General features: G+C 43.5%; 26 protein-coding genes. 4 read left to right on the top strand and 22 right to left on the bottom strand.

The window, feature by feature from the left end; translation table 11 throughout:
- Nucleotides 1–11: 11 nt before the first annotated feature.
- From grpE to gpr, 7 genes are all read right to left on the bottom strand, one after another.
- Nucleotides 12–575 carry a nucleotide exchange factor GrpE gene (grpE, locus tag V6D42_RS02465; protein WP_010334996.1) on the bottom strand — a complete coding sequence of 188 codons (564 nt, stop codon included), beginning with the start codon at nucleotides 573–575 and terminating at the stop codon, nucleotides 12–14.
- Nucleotides 576–647: 72 nt separating this feature from the next.
- Nucleotides 648–1679, bottom strand: coding sequence for a heat-inducible transcriptional repressor HrcA (gene hrcA, locus V6D42_RS02460; RefSeq protein ID WP_010334997.1), 1032 nt, complete (start codon nucleotides 1677–1679; stop codon nucleotides 648–650).
- Between the two features lie 80 nt (nucleotides 1680–1759).
- A complete protein-coding gene (hemW, locus tag V6D42_RS02455) occupies nucleotides 1760–2899 on the bottom strand; it encodes a radical SAM family heme chaperone HemW (protein ID WP_333512276.1) in 1140 nt (379 codons plus the stop codon).
- Nucleotides 2900–2954: 55 nt separating this feature from the next.
- Nucleotides 2955–4790: a translation elongation factor 4 gene (gene lepA / locus V6D42_RS02450; protein ID WP_010334999.1), complete on the bottom strand. Its 1836-nt coding sequence runs from the start codon at nucleotides 4788–4790 to the stop codon at nucleotides 2955–2957.
- A gap of 133 nt (nucleotides 4791–4923) precedes the next feature.
- Nucleotides 4924–5262 (bottom strand): YqxA family protein, encoded by a 339-nt coding sequence (locus V6D42_RS02445; protein WP_333512275.1) that lies wholly within the window; start codon nucleotides 5260–5262, stop codon nucleotides 4924–4926.
- Nucleotides 5263–5277: 15 nt separating this feature from the next.
- Nucleotides 5278–6483, bottom strand: coding sequence for a spore autolysin SpoIIP (gene spoIIP, locus V6D42_RS02440; protein ID WP_333512274.1), 1206 nt, complete (start codon nucleotides 6481–6483; stop codon nucleotides 5278–5280).
- A gap of 62 nt (nucleotides 6484–6545) precedes the next feature.
- Nucleotides 6546–7652: a GPR endopeptidase gene (gpr, locus tag V6D42_RS02435; protein WP_010335002.1), complete on the bottom strand. Its 1107-nt coding sequence runs from the start codon at nucleotides 7650–7652 to the stop codon at nucleotides 6546–6548.
- A gap of 204 nt (nucleotides 7653–7856) precedes the next feature.
- Here gpr and rpsT point away from each other — a divergent pair, with 204 nt between their 5' ends.
- Complete coding sequence (gene rpsT / locus V6D42_RS02430) at nucleotides 7857–8123, top strand: 30S ribosomal protein S20 (protein ID WP_010335003.1); 267 nt, start codon at nucleotides 7857–7859, stop codon at nucleotides 8121–8123.
- 17 nt (nucleotides 8124–8140) lie between these two features.
- Here the strand turns inward: rpsT and holA are convergent, their stop codons facing one another.
- Entirely contained in the window at nucleotides 8141–9181 is a 1041-nt protein-coding gene (gene holA / locus V6D42_RS02425; RefSeq protein ID WP_333512273.1) for a DNA polymerase III subunit delta, read from the bottom strand.
- Nucleotides 9182–9220: 39 nt separating this feature from the next.
- The gene (locus V6D42_RS02420) at nucleotides 9221–9370 is read right to left on the bottom strand and encodes a hypothetical protein (RefSeq protein WP_003229985.1); all 150 of its coding nucleotides are present in this window, start codon (nucleotides 9368–9370) and stop codon (nucleotides 9221–9223) included.
- Nucleotides 9371–9410: 40 nt separating this feature from the next.
- Here V6D42_RS02420 and V6D42_RS02415 point away from each other — a divergent pair, with 40 nt between their 5' ends.
- Nucleotides 9411–9545 carry a YqzM family protein gene (locus V6D42_RS02415; protein WP_010335005.1) on the top strand — a complete coding sequence of 45 codons (135 nt, stop codon included), beginning with the start codon at nucleotides 9411–9413 and terminating at the stop codon, nucleotides 9543–9545.
- 38 nt (nucleotides 9546–9583) lie between these two features.
- On the opposite strand, the gene V6D42_RS02410 is transcribed toward V6D42_RS02415, so the two are convergent.
- The 3 genes from V6D42_RS02410 to V6D42_RS02400 form a co-directional block, all read right to left on the bottom strand.
- Nucleotides 9584–11914 carry a DNA internalization-related competence protein ComEC/Rec2 gene (locus V6D42_RS02410; protein WP_333512574.1) on the bottom strand — a complete coding sequence of 777 codons (2331 nt, stop codon included), beginning with the start codon at nucleotides 11912–11914 and terminating at the stop codon, nucleotides 9584–9586.
- 3 nt (nucleotides 11915–11917) lie between these two features.
- A complete protein-coding gene (locus tag V6D42_RS02405) occupies nucleotides 11918–12487 on the bottom strand; it encodes a ComE operon protein 2 (protein WP_010335007.1) in 570 nt (189 codons plus the stop codon).
- A 66-nt stretch (nucleotides 12488–12553) separates the two neighbouring features.
- Complete coding sequence (locus tag V6D42_RS02400; protein ID WP_333512272.1) at nucleotides 12554–13171, bottom strand: helix-hairpin-helix domain-containing protein; 618 nt, start codon at nucleotides 13169–13171, stop codon at nucleotides 12554–12556.
- 83 nt (nucleotides 13172–13254) lie between these two features.
- Between V6D42_RS02400 and comER the strand changes: the two genes are divergently transcribed.
- Complete coding sequence (gene comER, locus V6D42_RS02395; protein ID WP_333512271.1) at nucleotides 13255–14076, top strand: late competence protein ComER; 822 nt, start codon at nucleotides 13255–13257, stop codon at nucleotides 14074–14076.
- A gap of 65 nt (nucleotides 14077–14141) precedes the next feature.
- Here comER and V6D42_RS02390 read toward each other — a convergent pair whose 3' ends face one another.
- Genes V6D42_RS02390 through V6D42_RS02355 form a run of 8 tightly spaced genes read right to left on the bottom strand, consistent with a single transcriptional unit; the run spans nucleotide 14142 to nucleotide 19152 of the window.
- Nucleotides 14142–14885, bottom strand: coding sequence for a class I SAM-dependent DNA methyltransferase (locus V6D42_RS02390; protein ID WP_333512270.1), 744 nt, complete (start codon nucleotides 14883–14885; stop codon nucleotides 14142–14144).
- Nucleotides 14882–15238, bottom strand: coding sequence for a ribosome silencing factor (rsfS, locus tag V6D42_RS02385; RefSeq protein WP_010335011.1), 357 nt, complete (start codon nucleotides 15236–15238; stop codon nucleotides 14882–14884). Before rsfS ends, V6D42_RS02390 begins: the two co-directional genes overlap by 4 nt.
- A 17-nt stretch (nucleotides 15239–15255) precedes the next feature.
- Complete coding sequence (gene yqeK / locus V6D42_RS02380; RefSeq protein WP_333512269.1) at nucleotides 15256–15816, bottom strand: bis(5'-nucleosyl)-tetraphosphatase (symmetrical) YqeK; 561 nt, start codon at nucleotides 15814–15816, stop codon at nucleotides 15256–15258.
- A complete protein-coding gene (locus V6D42_RS02375) occupies nucleotides 15806–16375 on the bottom strand; it encodes a nicotinate-nucleotide adenylyltransferase (protein WP_010335014.1) in 570 nt (189 codons plus the stop codon). Before V6D42_RS02375 ends, yqeK begins: the two co-directional genes overlap by 11 nt.
- Before the next feature lie 10 nt (nucleotides 16376–16385).
- Entirely contained in the window at nucleotides 16386–16676 is a 291-nt protein-coding gene (gene yhbY / locus V6D42_RS02370) for a ribosome assembly RNA-binding protein YhbY (protein WP_268504967.1), read from the bottom strand.
- Nucleotides 16676–17512: a shikimate dehydrogenase gene (gene aroE, locus V6D42_RS02365; RefSeq protein WP_333512268.1), complete on the bottom strand. Its 837-nt coding sequence runs from the start codon at nucleotides 17510–17512 to the stop codon at nucleotides 16676–16678. Before aroE ends, yhbY begins: the two co-directional genes overlap by 1 nt.
- 18 nt (nucleotides 17513–17530) lie before the next feature.
- Complete coding sequence (yqeH, locus tag V6D42_RS02360; protein ID WP_010335017.1) at nucleotides 17531–18631, bottom strand: ribosome biogenesis GTPase YqeH; 1101 nt, start codon at nucleotides 18629–18631, stop codon at nucleotides 17531–17533.
- Nucleotides 18632–18633: 2 nt separating this feature from the next.
- A complete protein-coding gene (locus tag V6D42_RS02355) occupies nucleotides 18634–19152 on the bottom strand; it encodes a YqeG family HAD IIIA-type phosphatase (RefSeq protein WP_003226126.1) in 519 nt (172 codons plus the stop codon).
- 361 nt (nucleotides 19153–19513) lie between these two features.
- Here V6D42_RS02355 and V6D42_RS02350 point away from each other — a divergent pair, with 361 nt between their 5' ends.
- Entirely contained in the window at nucleotides 19514–19654 is a 141-nt protein-coding gene (locus V6D42_RS02350) for a sporulation histidine kinase inhibitor Sda (RefSeq protein ID WP_003226124.1), read from the top strand.
- A 137-nt stretch (nucleotides 19655–19791) separates the two neighbouring features.
- Here V6D42_RS02350 and V6D42_RS02345 read toward each other — a convergent pair whose 3' ends face one another.
- Entirely contained in the window at nucleotides 19792–19926 is a 135-nt protein-coding gene (locus V6D42_RS02345) for a hypothetical protein (RefSeq protein WP_333512267.1), read from the bottom strand.
- Between the two features lie 77 nt (nucleotides 19927–20003).
- Nucleotides 20004–20732, bottom strand: coding sequence for an SGNH/GDSL hydrolase family protein (locus V6D42_RS02340; protein WP_010335020.1), 729 nt, complete (start codon nucleotides 20730–20732; stop codon nucleotides 20004–20006).
- Nucleotides 20733–20919: the final 187 nt, after the last annotated feature.

Raw genomic sequence — 20919 nt, 5'->3', positions numbered from 1 at the left:
CTGCTATGTAATTATTGATTCACTTTTACCATGGAAGGGCGAATGACGCGATCCTTCAGCTTGTAGCCTTTTTGCATTTCCTCTACGACAATGTTGGAGCCGTAGTTTTCATCTTCAGCCTGCATAACGGCTTGGTGAAGGTTCGGATCAAATTCCTGTCCTACAGCTTCGATTGCTTCTACACCTTCTTTTTTCAAGGCTTCTACGAGCTGGCGGTGGACCATTTCCATTCCTTGGAGCAAACTTTTCGTCTGTTCATTGTCGGCTTCAACATGAAGCGCTCTTTCAAAGCTGTCAAGAGCCGGCAGCAATTCAGTAACGATGTTTTGAGAACGGTATTTCTGGGACGCTTCCATTTCTAAACGGCTGCGTCGTTTATAGTTTTCAAAGTCTGCTTGAACACGCAAAAGTTTGTTTTCCTTTTCCTCAAGCAAACCTTGCAATTCGTTAATTTGATTTTGAAGAAGTTCGCTTTCGTTTGTTTCTTCCTGCTGTTCTTCAGCGGCAGCTTGTTCTTCGATTACTTCTTGTTCTTCTGTTTCGTTTTGTTCCGCGGTTTGTTTTTCTTCTGACATTGTGTTCACCTCCCTCAAAAGTGTAAGGAGAAGGGCGGGTGATGCCCTTCGATAAAATTTGCCAATTTTCCCTTATTCATCATACAAACTTGTTAATGCTTTTGACAAGTCTGAAGTCACATGCTGAAGCAGACTGACGACCCTTGAATAATTCATGCGGGTTGGTCCAATGATCGCAATTGAGCCTATTTGCTTCTTATCTACTGAATAAGAGGCAGTAATCAGGCTGCAGTTTTCCATCTCTTCATAGTCGTTTTCTTTTCCGATTTTAATCGAAATGCCCGTATCTGAAGATTGGACAAGCTTCAACACGTCCTGCTCCTTTTCAATCAGAGAAAGCAACGACCGCACTCTCCCGATATCATGGAACTCCGGCTGGTTCAGCATATTGATTTTCCCGCCGAAAAACAATTTTTCAACGTGACTTGTCGAATGAAATGTTGAACGCAGCGCTTCAAGTATGTTGTCATAGTTCTTAATGTGCTGCCTTAAGTACATGACAACTTCTTTAAAAATGCGTTCATTCAGTTCATCCATCGGAACACCGGTTAAACGGTCGTTCAGTATATTTACCAGCTTTTCAATATCAGACAGATCCATTTTGGTTGGAAAATTAATCGTTTTGTTTTCCACATGCCCCGTATTGGTAACGAGAATGGCTACCGCTTTATCGGGCTGAATCGGTATGATTTGAATCTGTTTAAGATAATTCTCGCTCAGGGTCGGCCCGAGCACGATAGACGTATAATTCGTAAGATCGGACAAAATTTGTGCTGATTTTTGAACTGTCTTTTCCAGCTCGAATATTTTTTCTTTGAAGATCGAGTGGATTTGGTCTAGGTCGGTTTTTGTCAGTTTGACGGGCGACAGCAAATGATCAACATAGTACCGGTACCCTTTTTCCGACGGAACACGTCCTGAGGAAGAGTGGGTTTTTTCAATGAAGCCCAGTTCTTCCAAGTCAGCCATCTCGTTTCTTATTGTTGCAGAGCTAAATGTGATTTCATCTTTTTTCGAAAGAGTTCTTGATCCGACGGGCTGCGCCGATTTAATAAAATCGTTGATTATGACCTGAAGGATCAGCAGCTGACGATTGGTTAACATCATCATCACCTCTGTTAGCACTCTCAACAAGCGAGTGCTAAATCTATAACAAAAGTATCAAACCACAAGAAAAATGTCAATTATAACTCACCCAAAAAAGCGCCAAAAACTTCATTACCCAATAATTTCCCCTGATGAGTCAAACAAACGGCTGACTCCGTATTGATAATCAGTCCCTTTTCAGAAAGCTCTTTTAAAACGCCGGGAAAAAGTTTATCAAGAGAACGGCCGTATTTCTCCGCAAACCGTTTTTTGCTGACTCCGGATGTTTTTCTTAACCCTAAAAACATCTCTTCTTCAATTTGTTCTTCCATCGTCACTTCATGTGTATCCCGATAAGGAAAACCTTTTTCAGCTATCAGGTCAATGTAATGTTTGACAGGTCCGACGTTTACTGTTCGAATTCCGCCGATATATCCGTGGGCTCCTGCTCCGAAACCGAAATATTCCTCGTTGCTCCAGTACGTCAGGTTGTGCTTAGATTCCATGCCTTGTTTCGCAAAATTGCTGATTTCATATTGGTGAATACCGGCCGTTTCCATCCGGCTCATCACCGTTTCGTACATTTCGGCTTCCTGTTCCTGCGCCGGCAGATGAAGCCGCCCTTTTTGCATCAAATTATAAAATACCGTTTTCGGTTCTACAATGAGAGAGTAAACGGAATAATGCTCTGCGTTCAGGGATAAAGCAGTTTTTAAAGAGTGGTCAAGGTGTTTAAGCGTTTGTCCGGGAAGACCGAACATCAAATCGAGACTGATATTTTCAAAACCAATTTCCCTTGCACGTTCAAAAGAGGCAAATACGTCTTTTTGTTTATGGACCCGTCCAATTTTTTCTAGAAGGTCGTCTTCGAATGTTTGCACACCGAAGCTTAAACGATTAACGCCCGCTTCCTTGAGTATTTTCAGTTTTTCTGCCGATAGGTCGTCCGGGTTCGCTTCAACAGCGAACTCTATTAAAGCGCCTGAAGGCTTCAGCACACGGCTGACCATGTCCATTAATTTTTCGAGCTGGTCTTCAGAGAGGGATGTCGGCGTGCCTCCTCCGATAAAAATCGTATGCAGATCAGGCTGCCCCGTTTTTTCTATCGTATTTAGCATTTCCTTCTCGAGTGCGTTTAAATACTCGCCGACAGGCTGGCTTTGAATAAAATATTTATTGAAATCGCAGTAGTGGCAAATATGCTCACAAAATGGAATATGGATATAAGCTGATTTCAATGTATTCACCTTCTTTAAAGAAAGAAGCCGCAGTACAGGACTGCGGCGGCTTCTATTATTTTTTCGGATTGTCGTCCATTTTCAGGACCGCCATAAATGCTTCTTGCGGCACTTCAACTGAGCCGACCTGCTTCATTCGGCGTTTTCCTTCTTTTTGTTTTTCAAGAAGCTTCCGTTTCCGCGAGATGTCTCCGCCGTAACATTTAGCCAATACGTTTTTACGCATCGCTTTAATGGTAGAGCGGGCCACGATTTTCTGGCCGATCGCCGCTTGAATCGGTACTTCAAAGTGCTGGCGCGGAATGAGCTCTTTCAGTTTTTCTACAATTACTTTTCCGCGTTCGTACGCGTAATCGCGATGCACGATAAATGAAAGGGCGTCGATTTTTTCTCCGTTCAGCATAATGTCCATCTTGACAAGTTTAGACGGTTTGTAGCCGATCAGTTCGTAATCAAAGGAGGCGTAGCCTTTTGTGCTTGATTTCAGCTGATCAAAAAACTCATAGACGATTTCCGCTAACGGCATGTCATAGACAATGCTGACGCGATTTGCATCTAAATATTGCATGTCGATAAAATTGCCGCGTTTTCCTTGGCAAAGCTCCATCACCGCACCGACATAATCGTTCGGCACCATCATTGTCGCTTTAACATACGGCTCCTCGATCCTTTCGATCTTTTGTGGGTCAGGCATATTGGACGGGTTGTCGACAACAACCTTTTCCCCGTCTGTCATATACACATCATATATAACACTCGGCGCTGTAGTGATCAGGTCAATTTTAAACTCCCGCTCAATCCGCTCCTGAATGATTTCCATGTGAAGCATACCTAAAAATCCGCAGCGGAAACCGAATCCTAGCGCTTGGGATGTCTCTGCTTCATATTGAAGCGATGAGTCATTCAGCTCAAGCTTTTCAAGAGCTTCCCTTAAATCGTTGTATTTGGCCGTATCGATCGGATATAAACCGCAGTACACCATCGGGTTCAGCTTGCGATATCCAGGCAATGCTTCGGCAGCTTGATTGGCCGCGCTTGTGATCGTGTCACCGACGCGTGTGTCACCGACATTTTTGATCGCAGCAGTTAAAAAGCCTACATCGCCGACCGTCAGTTCATCTGTCGGAGTTGCTTTCGGCGTGAACACACCGACTTCTGTTACTTCAAACTCTTTGCCGGTTGCCATCATTTTGATTTTTTGCCCCGGCTTTACCGTTCCTTCTACGACTCTGATATAAGCCACGACACCGCGGTAAGCGTCATAAAGCGAGTCAAAGATCAGCGCTTTAAGCGGCGCCTCTGGATCTCCGGTCGGAGCAGGCACCTTTTCCACGATCTGCTCTAAAATCTCCTCAATCCCGATCCCAGCTTTTGCTGAAGCGAGCACGGCTTCCGATGCGTCAAGGCCGATGACGTCCTCCACCTCTTGGCGAACACGTTCCGGCTCTGCACTTGGCAGATCGATTTTATTAATGACTGGAAGAATTTCAAGGTCATTATCAAGCGCCAAGTAAACGTTCGCAAGCGTCTGCGCTTCAATTCCTTGCGCCGCGTCCACGACAAGTATCGCTCCTTCGCAGGCAGCAAGACTTCGGGATACTTCATATGTGAAATCGACGTGTCCCGGTGTGTCAATCAGGTGGAAAATATATTCCTCTCCGTCTTTTGCTTTGTATTTAAGCTGAACAGAGTTTAATTTAATGGTAATGCCCCGTTCGCGTTCAAGATCCATAGAATCAAGCAATTGTTCTTTCATTTCTCGTTGAGTGATTGCCGACGTTTTTTCTAAAATACGATCCGCTAAGGTCGATTTTCCGTGGTCAATATGGGCGATGATGGAGAAATTCCGAATTCTCGACTGCCTCTCTAAACGCTTTTCTTTATCTGTCACAATCTATCACTCCTACTATTAAACGCAAAATACACTAGCTTAGATTATATCAATAGGATTGTAAAGATTCAATGTAAAACAAGAAAGAGAAAAGTTCCCTCTCATACTGGGGCTGCTTTTCTCTTTCAAGCACTTATTTTCTCATATCCCGTATCCATTCATACATCGATTGAGCTGTGTTGGTCACTGTGTCAGTAAGCGTTTTTCCTGCTTTAGAGAAAAGGTTAAAAGTTTCCACCTGTTCAAGCTCTTTTTGTTTCTCTTCTAAATCTTTCGAGGTTACTGTTTCCCCTAAAACGGTCGCTTCTTTTTCATTATTTTCTCCGTCTGTGAGCGTAAACGCGCCTTTCAGTGAAGGATCATGATAGCCTTTCATGCTCAGCATGCCGTTATTTGCCTGCTGCATGCCGAACAGGACGCCTATAAACATCATCGTCACAAGAAGCAAGCATTTGCCAAGATATGCAATCAACTCGACCACCTATTTCTATTGTTTTTTCGTCCCGCCGCTTTCGGCGTTAACTTTTTCAGCATCCCAGTACATTTCGCTGAATACGTCAGCAGTTGCGTTAGCCGCCCGCTGCAGCTCTTCGAGATTGTTATCCACTCCGCCAAATTCAAGCAAAAGCGCTCTGTCGTTTAAATCTTGGTTGTAAACTCCGTTATCTCCTGGTGAGCCTTTAGAGAAGACCCCTGTGCTGAGTCCCGGGTATTTTTTCTCCATCAGCTTGTGAAGCTCGCTTGCAATTTTGTAGTTTTCTTCGAAATTCTTGCTTTTTTTGCCGACCACAAATGCGACCCGGGCATAGCTTTTCCCTTTAATGGTTGCCGTCGTATTTTTCTTGCGCCTGGAGTCTCTATGGATGTCAATGATATATTGCAGATTTTTGTTTGAAGCAAGGGCTTCTTGTACGACCGGCCTTGATTCATCGTAAGATCTGGCATAATTCAACCCTTTTTTGCTTAGTTTTGCCTGTATATCCGTTTTATTAACTGTGGCTCCGATACCTTGAGATTCCAGCGCTTTCCCGAACATGTCTCCCACGAGGGTGACGTTTGCTTTAGAATGACGCGCCATATCGGGATCGGTCTCACCTTTTAATAGCGGGAGATAAGATTCCGTATTATGCGTGTGATAGATAAAGACAACCTTCTTATCGCCGGTTGTTTGTTTTGGCGGGTCTTTTTGCGTATTGTCTGTTTGCGTCTGCTGTTTTTCAATCTCCGCCAAATTCGCTTCTCTTTCTTCCTGCATCACCTTTGAAGGCGGCGGGGATTCCGACGGCATGTTTGTATAATCGGTTCCTTGTCCCGCTAAAAGAATCTCTGTGTCAAATTGCGCAAACCCAGGCAGCTCGCGTCCAAGAAAACTTCGCGGATCCTCGAGATTAATACTTGTCGCCAGCTTTAAAGAAAGACGTGATAGATGAAATGAGCTGTCGGTTTGAGAAAGGTCAGAAGCGAAATAATGGTTTTCCATCCGCAGCAAGTGTGCAAATACGTCACCCGGCAGTTCGTCGGCAATCCCGTAAAAAGAGTCGGACGATGGCCTGAGTTCCGGCCGGAGAGACGTCAGCACACCGGATAAAACAAAAATCACTAATAGGCTTGCGATAAATAGAAAGATCGCCTTTATCGCTTTCCCGCCATTCACCGCAACAACAATTTGTCTGTTTCTGCGTTTATTTCTCATTGAATCCCTCCAGCGCTCGTCTAGTAATTACTCTATGAACAAGCTAGAGGAAGTAGAACCGTTTAGTGATTATAGGAGCCTTTGTTTTCCTGAGACACCTTTTCATGAAGCGCTGTATTTAATCCGTTTGCCAGCACATTTGCCATATCGTCAATAAATGAATCGACTTCCTTCGGCGTGACCATCAAATTATGGCCCAGAGGTGCCAGCACCTCATGAATGAGCTGCCGCTTTTCGTTGTCTTCAAGAGTCCCCACTATGCCGAGAAACGATTGACGCTGTTTTGGATCGGGAAGGTCCTCTTCAGTAAGCACTTTCTTTTTCCCAAACGTCATCCCCGCCGGAACAAGCGATCTCGACGGACTGTTATCTCTCATTTCTCTGCCAAAATGCTTTAATATGTAGTCAACCGTGTCGCTGGCAATTGTTACCGCGTCAACGACAGTCGGTACACCAATTGCAATGACAGGTACGCCTAGGGTGTCCTTGCTCAAGTCTTTACGTTTATTTCCGACGCCTGATCCCGGGTGTATTCCTGTATCTGATATTTGAATGGTTGTGTTGACCCTTTCTACCGCCCGGGCCGCAAGTGCATCAATGGCAATCACAAAATCGGGTTTTGACTGCTCGATGACCCCTTTAATAATATCGCTTGTTTCAATGCCTGTAATTCCCATGACACCAGGAGCAAATGCGCTGACAGGCCTGTAGCCCTCCTGCACATTTTCAGGCTGGAGTTTAAATAAATGTCTTGTCACTAATAGATTTTCTACAGCCATCGGACCGAGCGCATCAGGCGTCACGTTCCAGTTGCCGAGGCCGACAATTAAACAGCTCGCATCCTTTGAGATCTTAAGGCTTTCCAGAAAGGCTGAGAATTCTTCCGCAAATACAGCAGAAACTTTCTCTTGCATTTCCGAATCATTTTCTCTGATCCCCTGGGCCTCAATCGTTAAATAACGTCCTTCTTTTTTTCCGGAAAGCTCTGCGCCTTCCTTCGTGATATCAACAGTGCGGATTTTTATTCCGCCATGATCGCGTTCTTTTTCAATAAAACCTTTTATCTCTTTTGCAGGCACAGCCTGACGATTAGCCATGGCTTCCTTCGTTTCAACTGCTAAATCCGTACGTATCAAATACTGATTTACATCCAGCTCACTCTTTTTCATACAGGGCCTCCTTCGAATATTCACTATCCATATTGTTTCCATTTATAAAATGAATCATGCTTAAAAGCATTCCTTCAATGAAAAATACTTTACATTTATATTGCAATCTAAAGGTGTGTTTGATAGAATACAATTTGTTCTATTGTGAAGAAGATTTAACCTTAAGACACTGTGCTACAGGTTGTATCTTAGGAGGTGAAACACATGCCAAACATTAAATCAGCGATTAAACGTACAAAAACTAATAACGAACGCCGCGCTCATAACGCGACAATCAAATCTGCTATGCGTACTGCAATCAAACAAGTTGAAGCTTCTGTTGCAAACAACGAAGCTGACAAAGCGAAAACTGCTCTTACTGAAGCAGCTAAACGTATTGATAAAGCAGTGAAAACAGGTCTTGTACACAAAAATGCCGCAGCTCGATACAAATCAAGACTAGCGAAAAAAGTGAACGGACTTTCTGCATAAAACAAAAACGATCCTCATCATTGAGGATCGTTTTTTTCATTTCTTTTTAACAGTTGCAAGAGAAAAAGCTCTAGTAAAAGCTGCTTGTCCTTTTTCCCGGTTTTCATCTCATAGTCCATCACGGCAAGCTGTTCAATAATAGATCGGAGCTCAGCTTCTGAAAAAAGCCTCGCTTGATCCATCGCCAGCTTTACCCGGAATGGATGCACCTTTAAGTTAGAAGCAATCTGTTTTTGGCCGTACCCTTGTTCCGCAAAATATTTCGTCTGCAGAATCAGCCGGAACTGGTTCGATATGAGAGCCATAATTTTGATCGGCTCTTCATTTTGTTTGAGCAAATCATAAAAAATTTGCAGACTCTCAGTCCGTTTTCGGTTGACGATTTTATTAATCAGTTCAAAGATATTTTGTTCCAGACTTCTCGCCACAAGCGTCTTTACATCATCCAGCATGATTTCTTCACGGTCTCCAATAAACGTGCAGAGTTTCTGAACCTCCTGAAAAAGAGATGACAGATGCCCGTTTACAAGCAAAACCAAATGCTCTGCCGCCTCGGTGCTGATTGTTTTCTGCTCGGTTCTCGCCAGATTGATCGTAAAGTCTGTCGTTTCCTTCGCGTTTAACTCCTTTGCCTCCATCATGAATGCCTGCTTTTTTAGCGCTTTGGTCAGTTTTTTCCGCTCATCCAGTTTTTCATAAGGCGCAAGCAGAACAAAGACCGTGTATGGCGCCGGTGATTGTATATACGATTCAAGCGCGCTGATGTTGTGCTCAACTTTTTCTTTCTTTTTTTCACCCGTTAAAAAATATGGATTTTTCACAATGACAAGGCGCCGCTCCCCCATAAACGGGAACGTTTCAGCATCGGCAATCGCCTGATCAAGCGGGTCTTCCTCCAAATCAAAAACAGACAGATTGAAATCTTTCGTCTCTTGATCAATCACCGTCTGTCTGATCCTGCTGACGGTTTCTTGGAGCAGATACGTCTCTTTTCCGTATAAACAATAAACCGGATGGACATCACCTTTTTTCAGGCTTTTCCACACATCAAATACCATTGTTGTACGACTTCCTCTCTTTCATCATCCTCTTCTATCCTAAATTGAGTTTGCAAAATAGTAAAGAGGAAGCCTGACAGCGGCTTCCCCATTTATATTAAACGCCTGTTCGCAAGCCCCCGGGACAGCTTGTAAAAAGGCGATAATCACCAGAACAGAAAACGTTACCTTAGCTTCTAGATTTTTCAAATCGATTCCATTATACTTAAGTCAGTCAGGGGGGATGAAATTGAATGATTTTGAAAAAAACGTTCAAAGCAAACGAAATGATGCTGTAGATTCAGCGGTTGGTTTTGTTGTGTCCTTCGGATTTTTCGCCTTATTGTTTGTCATGGCAACGGTTATTCACCTGGTTGGTTCATAACACGACTGCCCGGGCTGCTGATTTCTCGGCAGTCTTTTTTAATTCTCCTCTGTCATATCTGATGTATCATATGGAGGATAGACAGAAAAGGTTCCAGATCCGTTTTTGTACGTGTATTGGATCGTGCCGCTTTGATCAGTGCGCAGCACACGGATGGATCGGCTTTTTAACAATTGAAGAACTTCTTGATGCGGATGATGGTACCTATTGTTTTCTCCCGCTGAGATGATCGCCGTTTTCGGCTGAAGCTGTTTGATGAATTCTTCACCGGTAGAGCCCTTGCTTCCATGATGCCCTACCTTTAACACATCCGCTCTTATATTTGGGAAGACATTGATAACCTCCTGTTCCCCCTCTTTTTCCAGATCACCCGTCAGGAGCCAGCTGAGATTGCCTGTTTTCATCCATAGAACGAGACAAGAATTATTTTTACTTGCCGGATCAGGCGTTTCCGGTGACAGCACATGAAACTGCAAGTCCTTTATTTGCAATACATCACCCCGCTTCACCTCTTCAATTGCCACACCCTCCTGTCTGGCAGTCTGCAGCACTTTCTCATCATGAGGTTCAGAAACAAACCCTTTCGGAATGATGAGACGCTTTACTTTATGATGCTTCAGCAAAACCTCTGCCTCTCCGATATGATCTTGATCTGCGTGCGTCAGTATCAACGCATCAAGCTGCTTGATGCCCTTTGCCGTTAAAAATGGGGTCAGCACCTTTTCCCCCAGTGAAAAAGGATGCTGTTTTTCCCGCCAAGGCTCTGACGAATAAGACAAAGTGCCTCCTGTATCAATTAAAACACGGCCTTTCTGATAGGGTGCACTGACAAATATACTGTCACCTTGTCCGATGTCAATCATATCTACTTCTCCATCGGAACTAACATAAGGGAAAATAAAGAGCAGGGTAAGCGTTGCACAAAAAAGGCCTGCGGACACGGTCAGCCGGAGATATGAGCGTTTCTCGATACTCATAAGCAATATGATGACAGTGAGCGTGAATAAGAGAAGAAGAGCGGGTGCAGGACGTGAGATGATGATTGTAAATATTTCTATATCTGCGATTTTAGTGATCAGTCTGTTGGTCCAGGTCATCATTACATCAAACCAATAGAACAGAAATTGACCGACGGATGCTGAAAAAAATAATAGAATCACTCCTATAATAGCAGCCGGTAAAATACAGAATGTATAAAAAGGCACCAACACCATATTCATCGGAATGCTCATAATAGAAAACTGCTGAAAATGATACAGAAGAATGGGGAGTGAGCCTAGCTGGGCAATAACAGATACGATCGTCAGCTGTCCCAGACCCGTTTTGCTATGCTGAAAAATAGATGATGAGAGAATTAAAGAGAAACTGACCGCAAATGAAAGCTGAAATCCAGCTTCAAAAAGGTAGTAGGGATTAAAAAGCAAGAGGACGATATACGAAAGACAGATTACCCCTGCAGAATTCACCCGCTGCTGAAAAAGGCTTCCCGCTAAGTAGATGCCCGACATCAGAGCGGCTCGGAGAACAGAAGGCGCTGCGCCTGTCAAAATAACATAGATCGGCAGAAACAAAAGGAGTAGGATTGACGCATTTTCTCTTGTTATACCCAGACGGATCATTGCGTAAAATAGGCCAGCTGTCAAAATCCCGACATGGAGGCCTGAGATGGCTAATAGATGGACAACACCTAGATTTTGGTAAGCGTTAATCACATCGTCATCCAAATAAGACCTCTCACCTACTGTAAGCGCCTGTACGATTCCTGCTGAATCTGACGGAAGCTTGGTGTTCGTGAATGATACGATGTATTTTCTCAAACTGAGAAGCTTATACCGGACACCTGAAGACTGACTGCAATTTCTAATAGATGTGACAGAATAGCTCCAATGAATATGCTGCCGGTAAAGATACTGTTGATAATCAAATGTTCCCGGCACTGTTGCTTGTTTGGGCTTCTCTAAAGTACCAGTCAATTCGCATGCCATACCCGGCTCTAGATGTGACAGTTTGTCTTTTTCAGCTAAAGACTGAAACCGATAAGAGGCAGCCCATTTTTCGCCATCAGGCGTCTTGATCAGCAAAGACATCCGATCTCCGTCAATTCTAGGAATACTATGAACGACCGCCTTGAAGTGATAGCTGCCCTGCTTGTACGAAGAAGTATTTTGAAAATCTGTAATCTTAAACAGGGCAAAGTTGAGCACAAAAGAGAATAAACACACAAAAATGAGTGGAGCGTGTCTTGTTTTAACTGACACAATAAGAAGAAAGAGGAAGAAGAGAAAGACAGCGGAGAAATAAGAGGCGGCAGCAATTCCAGCCGTTGCTGAAGCTGCCGCCAAAGGCAATAATAGACGCGAATGTCGCATCAATCACACATAACTCGTAAAAAGTTTATTAGCCTGTTCATGTATTTTCTTCAAATCTTCCTCTGCGAGACCGGCATCCGCTAATTTTTCTAAAAGTCCCGCTACAAATGAAAGCTTTTCTCTGTTTTTCAGATCAACAATCATCTCATCGAGTTCAACCTGTTCAACCGTAACGCCAGACTGCTCAAATAGCTCCTGGGCATACGGATGTGTTTTATAATCCTCAGCGTAATATACTGTTTTGATACCGGCTTGAATGATAGACTTACAGCACTGAATACACGGATAGTGCGTGACATATATCTCCGCTCCATCTGTCGGCACTCCAAATTTAGAGCATTGAAGAATCGCATTCATTTCCGCGTGAATCGTTCTCGCGCAATGATCGTCTATCATTAAGCATCCTTCGTCCGCGCAATGTACGCCGCCTGCGATTGATCCGTTATAGCCTCCTGCAATCATACGTTTATCTCTGACAATGGTAGCGCCGACAGACAATCTCGGGCAGGTGCTGCGCAGTGCCAGTAAATGGCTTTGAGCCATAAAATATTGATTCCATGAAATTCGTTCCACGTTGTTCCCTCCAAATGTTGTGTTGCCTGTTCTTTAGTTTACCTATCATCATACATGACCGTCAATTCACTTTACTGTAATGGAAGACTTTATTTTTTCAAATGATTTTTCGCCAATTCCCGAAACCTTTGTGATATCTTCAATTGCCTGGAAACGCCCGTTCTCTTCCCGATATGCAATAATCGCTTCAGCTTTTGAAGGCCCTACTCCTGAAATGTTTTGTAATTCCTCTAATGTTGCTGTATTGATATTGACCAAGGCCTCTTTCCCCGTGCTGCTTTGTACAGCGCCTCCGGCCGCTTGCTGCGGCTCCCCTTCTCCCTCACTCGGTATATACACCACTGTACCGTCCTGCAAAAGTTCCGCCAAATTCACTTGCGTTTCATCAGCTTTTTCACCGATGCCGCCTGCTTTCTCAATAGCCTGCGACACTCTGTCCCCTGCATGCATTTCATAAACGCCGGGATGCTTAACAGCACCTTTTATGTCAATTACAATATTTTCTTCCGCTTTTTCTTTTGTCACTTCCTGCTTGACCTCAGCATTATCCTTTTCACTAGATATCACTTGTTTTACAGGCTCTTTGTTATGCCCGATGAAAAAAAAGAGACAAAGAACCGCAATGAGAACAGCAGCAATGGCCACTGACATGATTATGGTTTTATGTTGATTCAACCAATTCAACTGGAATGCGCCCCGCTTTCGTCATATTTTGTTTCTTTATCACATATGGTTTAGAGGATAATAGCTCAAAGGAGGGGAAATCATTGAAGATTGGCTTTATCGGCACTGGAAATATGGGTACGATCCTTATTGAATCATTTATTGAATCACAAGCAGCCGATCCCTCAAACATCACAATCACAAACCGCACAATTGAAAAAGCGTTGAAGATAAAAAACCGCTACAGCAGCTTAAACGTAACAGAGAGCCTTGAAAAGCTTGTTGCAGAAAATGAGATGATTTTCATCTGCGTAAAGCCGCTTGATATATATCCATTATTGTCAAGGGCAGTTCCTTATTTAAGAAAGGATCACATTCTCATTTCAATTACAAGCCCTCTACAGACTGATCAGCTGGAACAGTATGTGCCATGTCAGGTGGCACGAGTAATCCCGAGTATTACAAACCGGGCGCTTGCTGGCGTTTCTCTCGTCACCTTCGGCAAAAGCTGCGGGGAGGCTACAAAAACAAAAATCAACGAGCTGATGAAGCACATATCTAGTCCGCTGCAAATTGAAAGTGACATCACAAGAGTAGCGTCAGATATCGTAAGCTGCGGACCCGCTTTTATGAGCTATCTGGTTCAGCGGTTTATAGATGCAGCCGTTACGGAAACGTCAGTGTCTAAACAGGACGCTATTCACATGTGTAAAGAGATGCTTGTCGGGCTGGGAAAACTGTTAGAAACCGAATTGTATACCCTTCCTGCATTACAGGAAAAGGTTTGCGTAAAAGGCGGTGTGACAGGAGAAGGCATTAAAGCCCTCGAAAGCGGAGTACAGGATATGTTTCATCGGGTGTTTCAAAATACGCATTTGAAGTATGAAGAAGATATTTCCGCGGTGAAGAAGCAGTTTCATGTGTAAACGAGTATGCCATAGTCTTTTGTTGTATGCAAAAGGGTAAAAAAGCATTTTAAAAACCATCGTCTTTAGTAAACGATGGTTTTTGATTTCTGTGCTTTAAAGAAAAGGCGTTCAGAGTGTGGTGACGGAGCTGAATCGGTAAAATCAGCGGTGACCTTATGAAGCTGAAAACCGCAGCCTGCCAGCATTTCTTCGTATTCATCCACTCGGAACGTTCTTTGCTCATGTGTCTCGTCGAAGCGGTCGTACGCCTCTCCGTTCCAAACAAAAAACGTCATATCATGAATGGCGGAAAGCTCTTCACTACCGGCAAAGCTTTGCCAAATATAGCTGATATCTTCGTCCTGATCAGCAAACGTGCTGCCAGGAAAAACCTCGGTTATTTTATACGGTGAATGAACATCAAACAGCAATATGCCGTCCGGCTTCAGCACCTGAAATACACTTTTAAAGGTATTCATTACGTCATTTTTCGTTTTTAAATAATTCAAGGAGTCACAGCAGATCGCAACCGCATCAAACTGGCCTTCAAAGCCTGTAATCTCTCTCATGTCCTGCTGAAGGAAAAGAACCGGCTGTTTAGCTGTCACTTTTTGCTGGGCGTATGAGAGCATTTCCTCACTGAGATCAATCCCAGTGACTTCAAAGCCTTTTTCGGCAAGCCGGATTGAAATTTCTCCGGTGCCGCATGCCAAATCGAGAATACGGCCTTTTTCAGGCAGAGATGCTTCAATCCACTCTGTCCATTTGTCGTAAGGTGCGTGAGACATTAACTCGTCATACACGCTTGCAAAGCCTTGGTAAATCATTGGTTCATTCCAAGTTCCAGGTCTGCGAGCGGAGCATCTCCCCACAGTTTTTCTAGGTTGTAATAGCTTCTTTCGTCCTTGTGAAACACATGGGCAATCACATCCCCAAGGTCAACTAATACCCATCTTGCTTCATCGAAGCCTTCCATCTTTTTGACTTCAATGCCGTTTTCTTCTGCCTGGTCCTTGATTTCACGCGCAATGGCCTGAACTTGTTTATCTGAATTACCGTGACAGATCAGAAAATAATCAGCAACCAGAGAAATTCCTTCCATATCCAGTGCTAAAATATCCTCTGCCCGTTTATCGTCGCAAGCCGCAGCTGCAATCTTTAATATGGACTTTTGATTCATTCACATATTCCTCCTGTTCATTTGCCAGACACAAGCCAGTTATAAGTCAAACATGTATCTGGGAAAACCTGTTGATTTTTTTTCATTAGAAAAATCATTGTATTTTTGATCGACTGAATCAACGCTTGATTCAAATCCGTTTCTGCTAGTTCGCGCACCTCATCAACACCGGGAAATTTACGGCCTGGTTCAATATAATCGGCAACGTAAATGACTTTTTCCAAAAGCGTCATGCCCGGACGCCCAGAGGTATGGTATCTGATCGCGTCAAGAATATCTTCGTCATGAATTCCCGCTTCCCTCTGGACTAGGTAAGCGCCGACCGGAGCATGCCACAGCTCTGGGTTGTGATCTAACAGATGCGCGGGCATGTTTTCTCTGGCAATAATTTGTTTCATTTCTTCTTTTGGACGGAATTTGGCGTAATCATGAAAGATAGCCGCCGTTTCCGCTTTTTTGGAGTCGGCGCCAAAGCGCTCCGCAAGTTCAATCGCCGTGTTCATTACGCCAATTGTATGGATATATCGATGCTCGGTCAATTGCTGCTTGACGCAGGCAAGTGCCTCCTCACGATTCATATAAACCATTCTCCTCTACATACTTCTTCACTTTATCAGGGATTAAGTAGTCAGTGGGCTTCTTGCTTTTAAACCGTTCCCTTATCATAGTCGATGATACCTCAAACTCCGGAACGTCTGCAAAGAGAAGCGGATAAGGGGTTTCAACATGAAAACCGGGGCGCTTTACTCCGATAAATTGAATAAGGTTCAGCAGCTCGTCCAGCTTATACCATTTCGGCAGGTATTCAATCATGTCAGCACCGATGATAAAGAATAGCTGATCATTCGGGTATCGCTGTTTTAGTAAAGAAACGGTATCAAAGGTATATGACGGCCCTTCTCTTTCCATTTCAGCCAGCTGCAGCTTAAAGGATGGATTAGACTGGATCGCAAGCTTCAACATTTCCACCCGATGAGTGCTGTCTGTATAGTCTTCATCCTGTTTATGCGGAGGTATTTGATTGGGCATAAACCAAATTTCGTCGAGCTCCGCCTGATACAGCACCTCATTCGCCATTAAAAGGTGACCGTTATGCGGAGGATCAAACGTGCCTCCAAAAATTCCGATTTTCTTCATTTCAACCACCTTAAGGAAGCTCGATCTGTTTATTTTCCTTTGATTCCTTATATAAAACAATCGTATTGCCAATCGTCTGAACCAACTGTGCGCGGCTTCCTTTAACAAGAGTTTCTGCAACATCATTTTTATCGTCTTCGCAGTTTTGAAGAACGCTGATTTTAATCAGCTCTCTCGCTTCAAGCGCTTCAGAAATTTGTTTAATCATGTTGTCATTGACTCCGCCCTTTCCTACTTGAAAAATCGGGCTTAAATGGTGCGCTTTTGAACGCAAGAAACGTTTTTGTTTTCCTGTTAGCATTATTTTCCTCCTAATTTCCCTACTACAATAGATCTCATTTTTTCAACATCAGGTTCATGTCCCGTCCACAAGCGGAAAGACAATGCGGCCTGCTCAACAAACATGCCGACTCCATCCAGTGTTTTCAGACCTTTTTGCTTTGCTTCTTTTAATAATGAAGTCTGAATCGGATTATACACGATATCGCAAACAACCGCACTGCTTGCAGCACGCTGCAGCGAAAGCGGAATATCTTCCACGTTTGGATACATGCCTACAGATGTTGTATGGATAATTACATCATACTGCTCAAGCCGTTCTTCTGCTTCTTTTATGCTTAACACTTCTACATTGCGGAACGAGGGAGCGGATTCTGTGAGCTGTTTGGCTTTTTCTATCGTTCGATTGCAAATATCAAACTTTTCCGGATTGTCGCGGACGATCGTCGTAAAAATCGCTCTCGCTGCCCCGCCCGCGCCGATCATTAAGAAAGACAGCTCAGAGATTGGTTTGTCCAAAATTCTCATTAAAGATTTCACAAAGCCTTCTCCGTCTGTATTATATCCGACAAGCTTGTCTCCTTCTCTTCTGACAGTGTTAACGGCACCAAGCACTTTTGCGCTCTCATCAATATGATCGAGATGATCCATGATGGAAACCTTGTGCGGAACAGTCACATTGATGCCTTGTACGCCAAGAGCTCTTATCCCTTTTACCGCATCTTCAAGACTATCCTCTTCCACCTTAAATGCATGGTAGTGTCCGTCCAAACCAAGATCCTTCAAAGCCTCGTTATGGATATCCGGCGACATGGAATGCGCAATCGGATTTCCGATAACCCCGTACAGCTTCTTCATACCCCTCTCCCCTTTTTGTTAAATTAATGAGCGCCGAACAAATACGTGAACGCCTTTTGGCGCATAAGCCGTTATCTTTTTATCCGCGTCATGCACCGTTACCCAGCCTAACCCAGAAAAAACGATATCTGTCTTTTGCTCTTTCATCGTAAACGTATGGGCAACAAGTTCTGGAAACTCATCCATATCATCTTTTCCCGGCGGTGTGAGCAATTCTCCTGCGTGCTTTTCATAAAGCGCGTCAGCATTTTCAAGTTTCGTTCTGTGAATCATTAATTCATTCGGCATATAGCAGACAAAGGCAGCTCTTTCACCTGAAACATAATCAAACCTTGCCAGTCCGCCGAAATACAGCGTTTGCTGATCGTTTAGCTGGAATGTGCGCGGCTTCAGTTCCTTTTTGGGCGAAAGCACTTTTAAATCCTTTTTGTTTACATAGTGCGCCATTTGATGGTGATTGATGATTCCAGGTGTATCATAAAGCGCTGAGCCATCATCTAACGGAATTTCAATCGCATCAAGAGTTGTGCCCGGGAATTGCGATGTTGTGATGATGTTGTCTTCACCGGACACTTCTTTGATAATCCGGTTAATGAACGTTGATTTCCCTACATTGGTACAGCCGACAACGTAAACATCCTTGCCGTTACGGTAATGCTCAATCGCATCAATGACTTCTCTGATTCCCTGGCCGCGTCCCGCACTGACCAAAAATACGTCAATCGGTTTTAAGCCAAGCTCTTTCGCCTCGCGCTTCATCCACTGGATCAGCCGTTCTCTTTTGAGCGATTTAGGCAGAATATCCGCCTTGTTTCCGACTAACAATATAGGATTTCCTCCGACTAAGCGCTGCAATCCATTAATCCAGCTGCCGTTAAAATCGAAAATATCAACAATTTTAACGACGAGAGAATCGGTTTCTCCAATTCCATGAAGGATGTTTAAAAAGTCATCATCCGTTAAGGAAACGTCTTGTATTTCATTGTAGTTTTTCAGTCTGAAGCAGCGCTGGCAAATTACACTTTCTTTAGAAAGCGAAGCCGGCGGCGCGTATCCCAGACCGTTTTTGTCCTCGGTTTGGATTGAAACTCCGCAGCCGATACAAACAACCTTTTCCATTCTTATTCCTCCCACTGAATGTGCCCTTTTCGTTTGAGAGCACTCAGTATTCTGCGTTCGACCTGGCGGTTAAAACGCGTAATAAAGCCGTCTGAGGAAGCGACAGGCACGACCAGGATCGTATGGTAGCCGTTACGGTTCCCGCCGAGTACATCAGTCAGCAGCTGATCTCCGATGACAACACAGTCCTCTTTTTTCAGCTCCATATTGCGCACTGCTCTATTAAAGGCTTTGCCCATCGGTTTTCTTGCTTTATAGATGAATGGTATGCCGAGCGGTTCCGAGAAAAGTTTTACTCTTCGCTCATTATTATTAGAGACAATCGTCACTTTAATGCCGTGCTCTTTCATTTCTTCAAACCACTCGATCAATCGCGGCGTGGCGTTTGGTCTGTCCCATTCAACAAGCGTATTGTCCAGATCAGTGATAATTCCTTTTACATTTCGTTCCTTTAATTTTTCAGGTGTAATATGAAAAATATTTTTTACAAACTCGTCAGGTAAAAAAAACTTTTTTAACAAAACCCGCACCCTTCCCTTTTCTTTCTCTTAAAATTAATGTCGAAAAAAATCGAACTTGCGCTTAAAGAAAAACTGAGCAAAAAAATTTCGACAAAAATTGGGTTTCTTCACCAGGTGTGGATAAATTTACACACACTATCCACTCTTATTACATCACTCTTTAGACAAATTATAAACATGATACTCACAAGTTATCCACTTTTTGGTGTGGATAACAGAACGATTGTTCTTATATGCAATTCATGGTAGATTAAAGATAATCTTCAGCTTCAGATGAACGCAACCTATAAATGTATGTCACAAAGTCATGAATGATTCCAACTATGAAGGAGGTGTCTCTCCCATTAATTGGGTTCCTAGCATGAGAAAATTGTCTGATGAACTATTAATAGAATCTTATTTCAAAGCCACCGAAATGAATTTAAACCGCGACTTTATCGAGTTAATCGAAAACGAAATAAAAAGAAGATCGCTCGGACATATTATTTCCGTATCTTCTTAATAGGAATTTGTCTATTTTTTCCGGGCGTATTTCCTTTTTTTACTCAGATGACTGATATTATATCACTTCAGTTACGCGCTTTACTACTGTTTTCAGCAAAAAACACCCCTAAAAAGAGGTGTTTTCAGGGCTGGATTTTATGTGAGCCAATACACTCCGCCCACAATCAGGAGAACAACAATCAAAACAACGATAAAAGTGTATCCGTATGCTCTGCTTGCACCATATGGCCAGCCGCCGAATGGATACGTGTATAAATACCCGCTGTACATGTGAAGCGCGCCTCCTTAGAAATGTTTCTATCATAGCCTATGTAGGAGAAATAAAACGGCTTAGGCCTTTGTCCGGATCAGCGCTTCAGGACCTGCCCATCTTGTATCCCTTCATAAACAACCCTTGCCCCTTTTGGTGTCATATGATTGCCTGAAGGATCTATCAAGCCGGATTGGATAAGCGCTTCATCAGTAGCTTCTCCGCCGTCTGCTTCAATAAAATGCTTCCAGTTGTCTACGAGAGGCACATTCATATGTTTCGCGACATCTCTTGTAATATCATTGTATGAGTTATGCCACTTTCTCGCCCCGCCTTTTGATTCAAAAGCAGCCGCTTTATACCTGGAATAGTAAAAGAGGTGATGCTTTCCGTTTCCTTCAATAATAGGAATACACGTCATTAAAACAGGCTTGATGCCGTGTTTTCTGCTTTCTTTTATAAAGTAAACCAGATTCTCTCTGAAACGCAGCTTTGACACTCTCGGCTTTCCTTCAGCCAGAATCGCGGCGTCATTAGTGCCAAACATAATAAAAAGATGCTTAGGTTTTTGATCGAGTACATCTGTTTGAAACCGTAAACGGGCATCTTCTGTCGTTTGTCCTCCAATTCCTGCATTGAGGATATCAAGATTCCCGCGTTCAGCCGTTTTTAATATATTGACCCACTGCTGCGCTTTTGGATAGTCACGATAATCCCAATTAGAGCCGCGTGTATTGCTGTCACCAAATGCTACCACGTCTTCGTATCCCCTTCCGCATCCTGCTGTAACGAACAGCACTAGGAAAAGGATGAACATATACTTCATCTTTACACCCCCAAAAGCTTCACCTTTATGTTATACCTCTGCTCTGTTTCATTCAACGCAGAGTTTTTTCGTTAAGCGTTCTCTCTAATGTTAACGTGTCCCTCTCGACTAAAATCATTCTCTCCATTAAGGGGTGATATATCTATTTCAGTTCCCGTCTTTTCCTGCGAAAAAACACTTCAGAGAG

Source organism: Bacillus sp. 0909A (genome assembly GCF_036765115.1).
GTDB lineage: Bacteria > Bacillota > Bacilli > Bacillales > Bacillaceae > Bacillus > Bacillus mojavensis.
The sequence above is the reverse complement of the archived record's forward strand: the minus strand, read 5'-3'. Positions and strand labels throughout refer to the sequence as shown.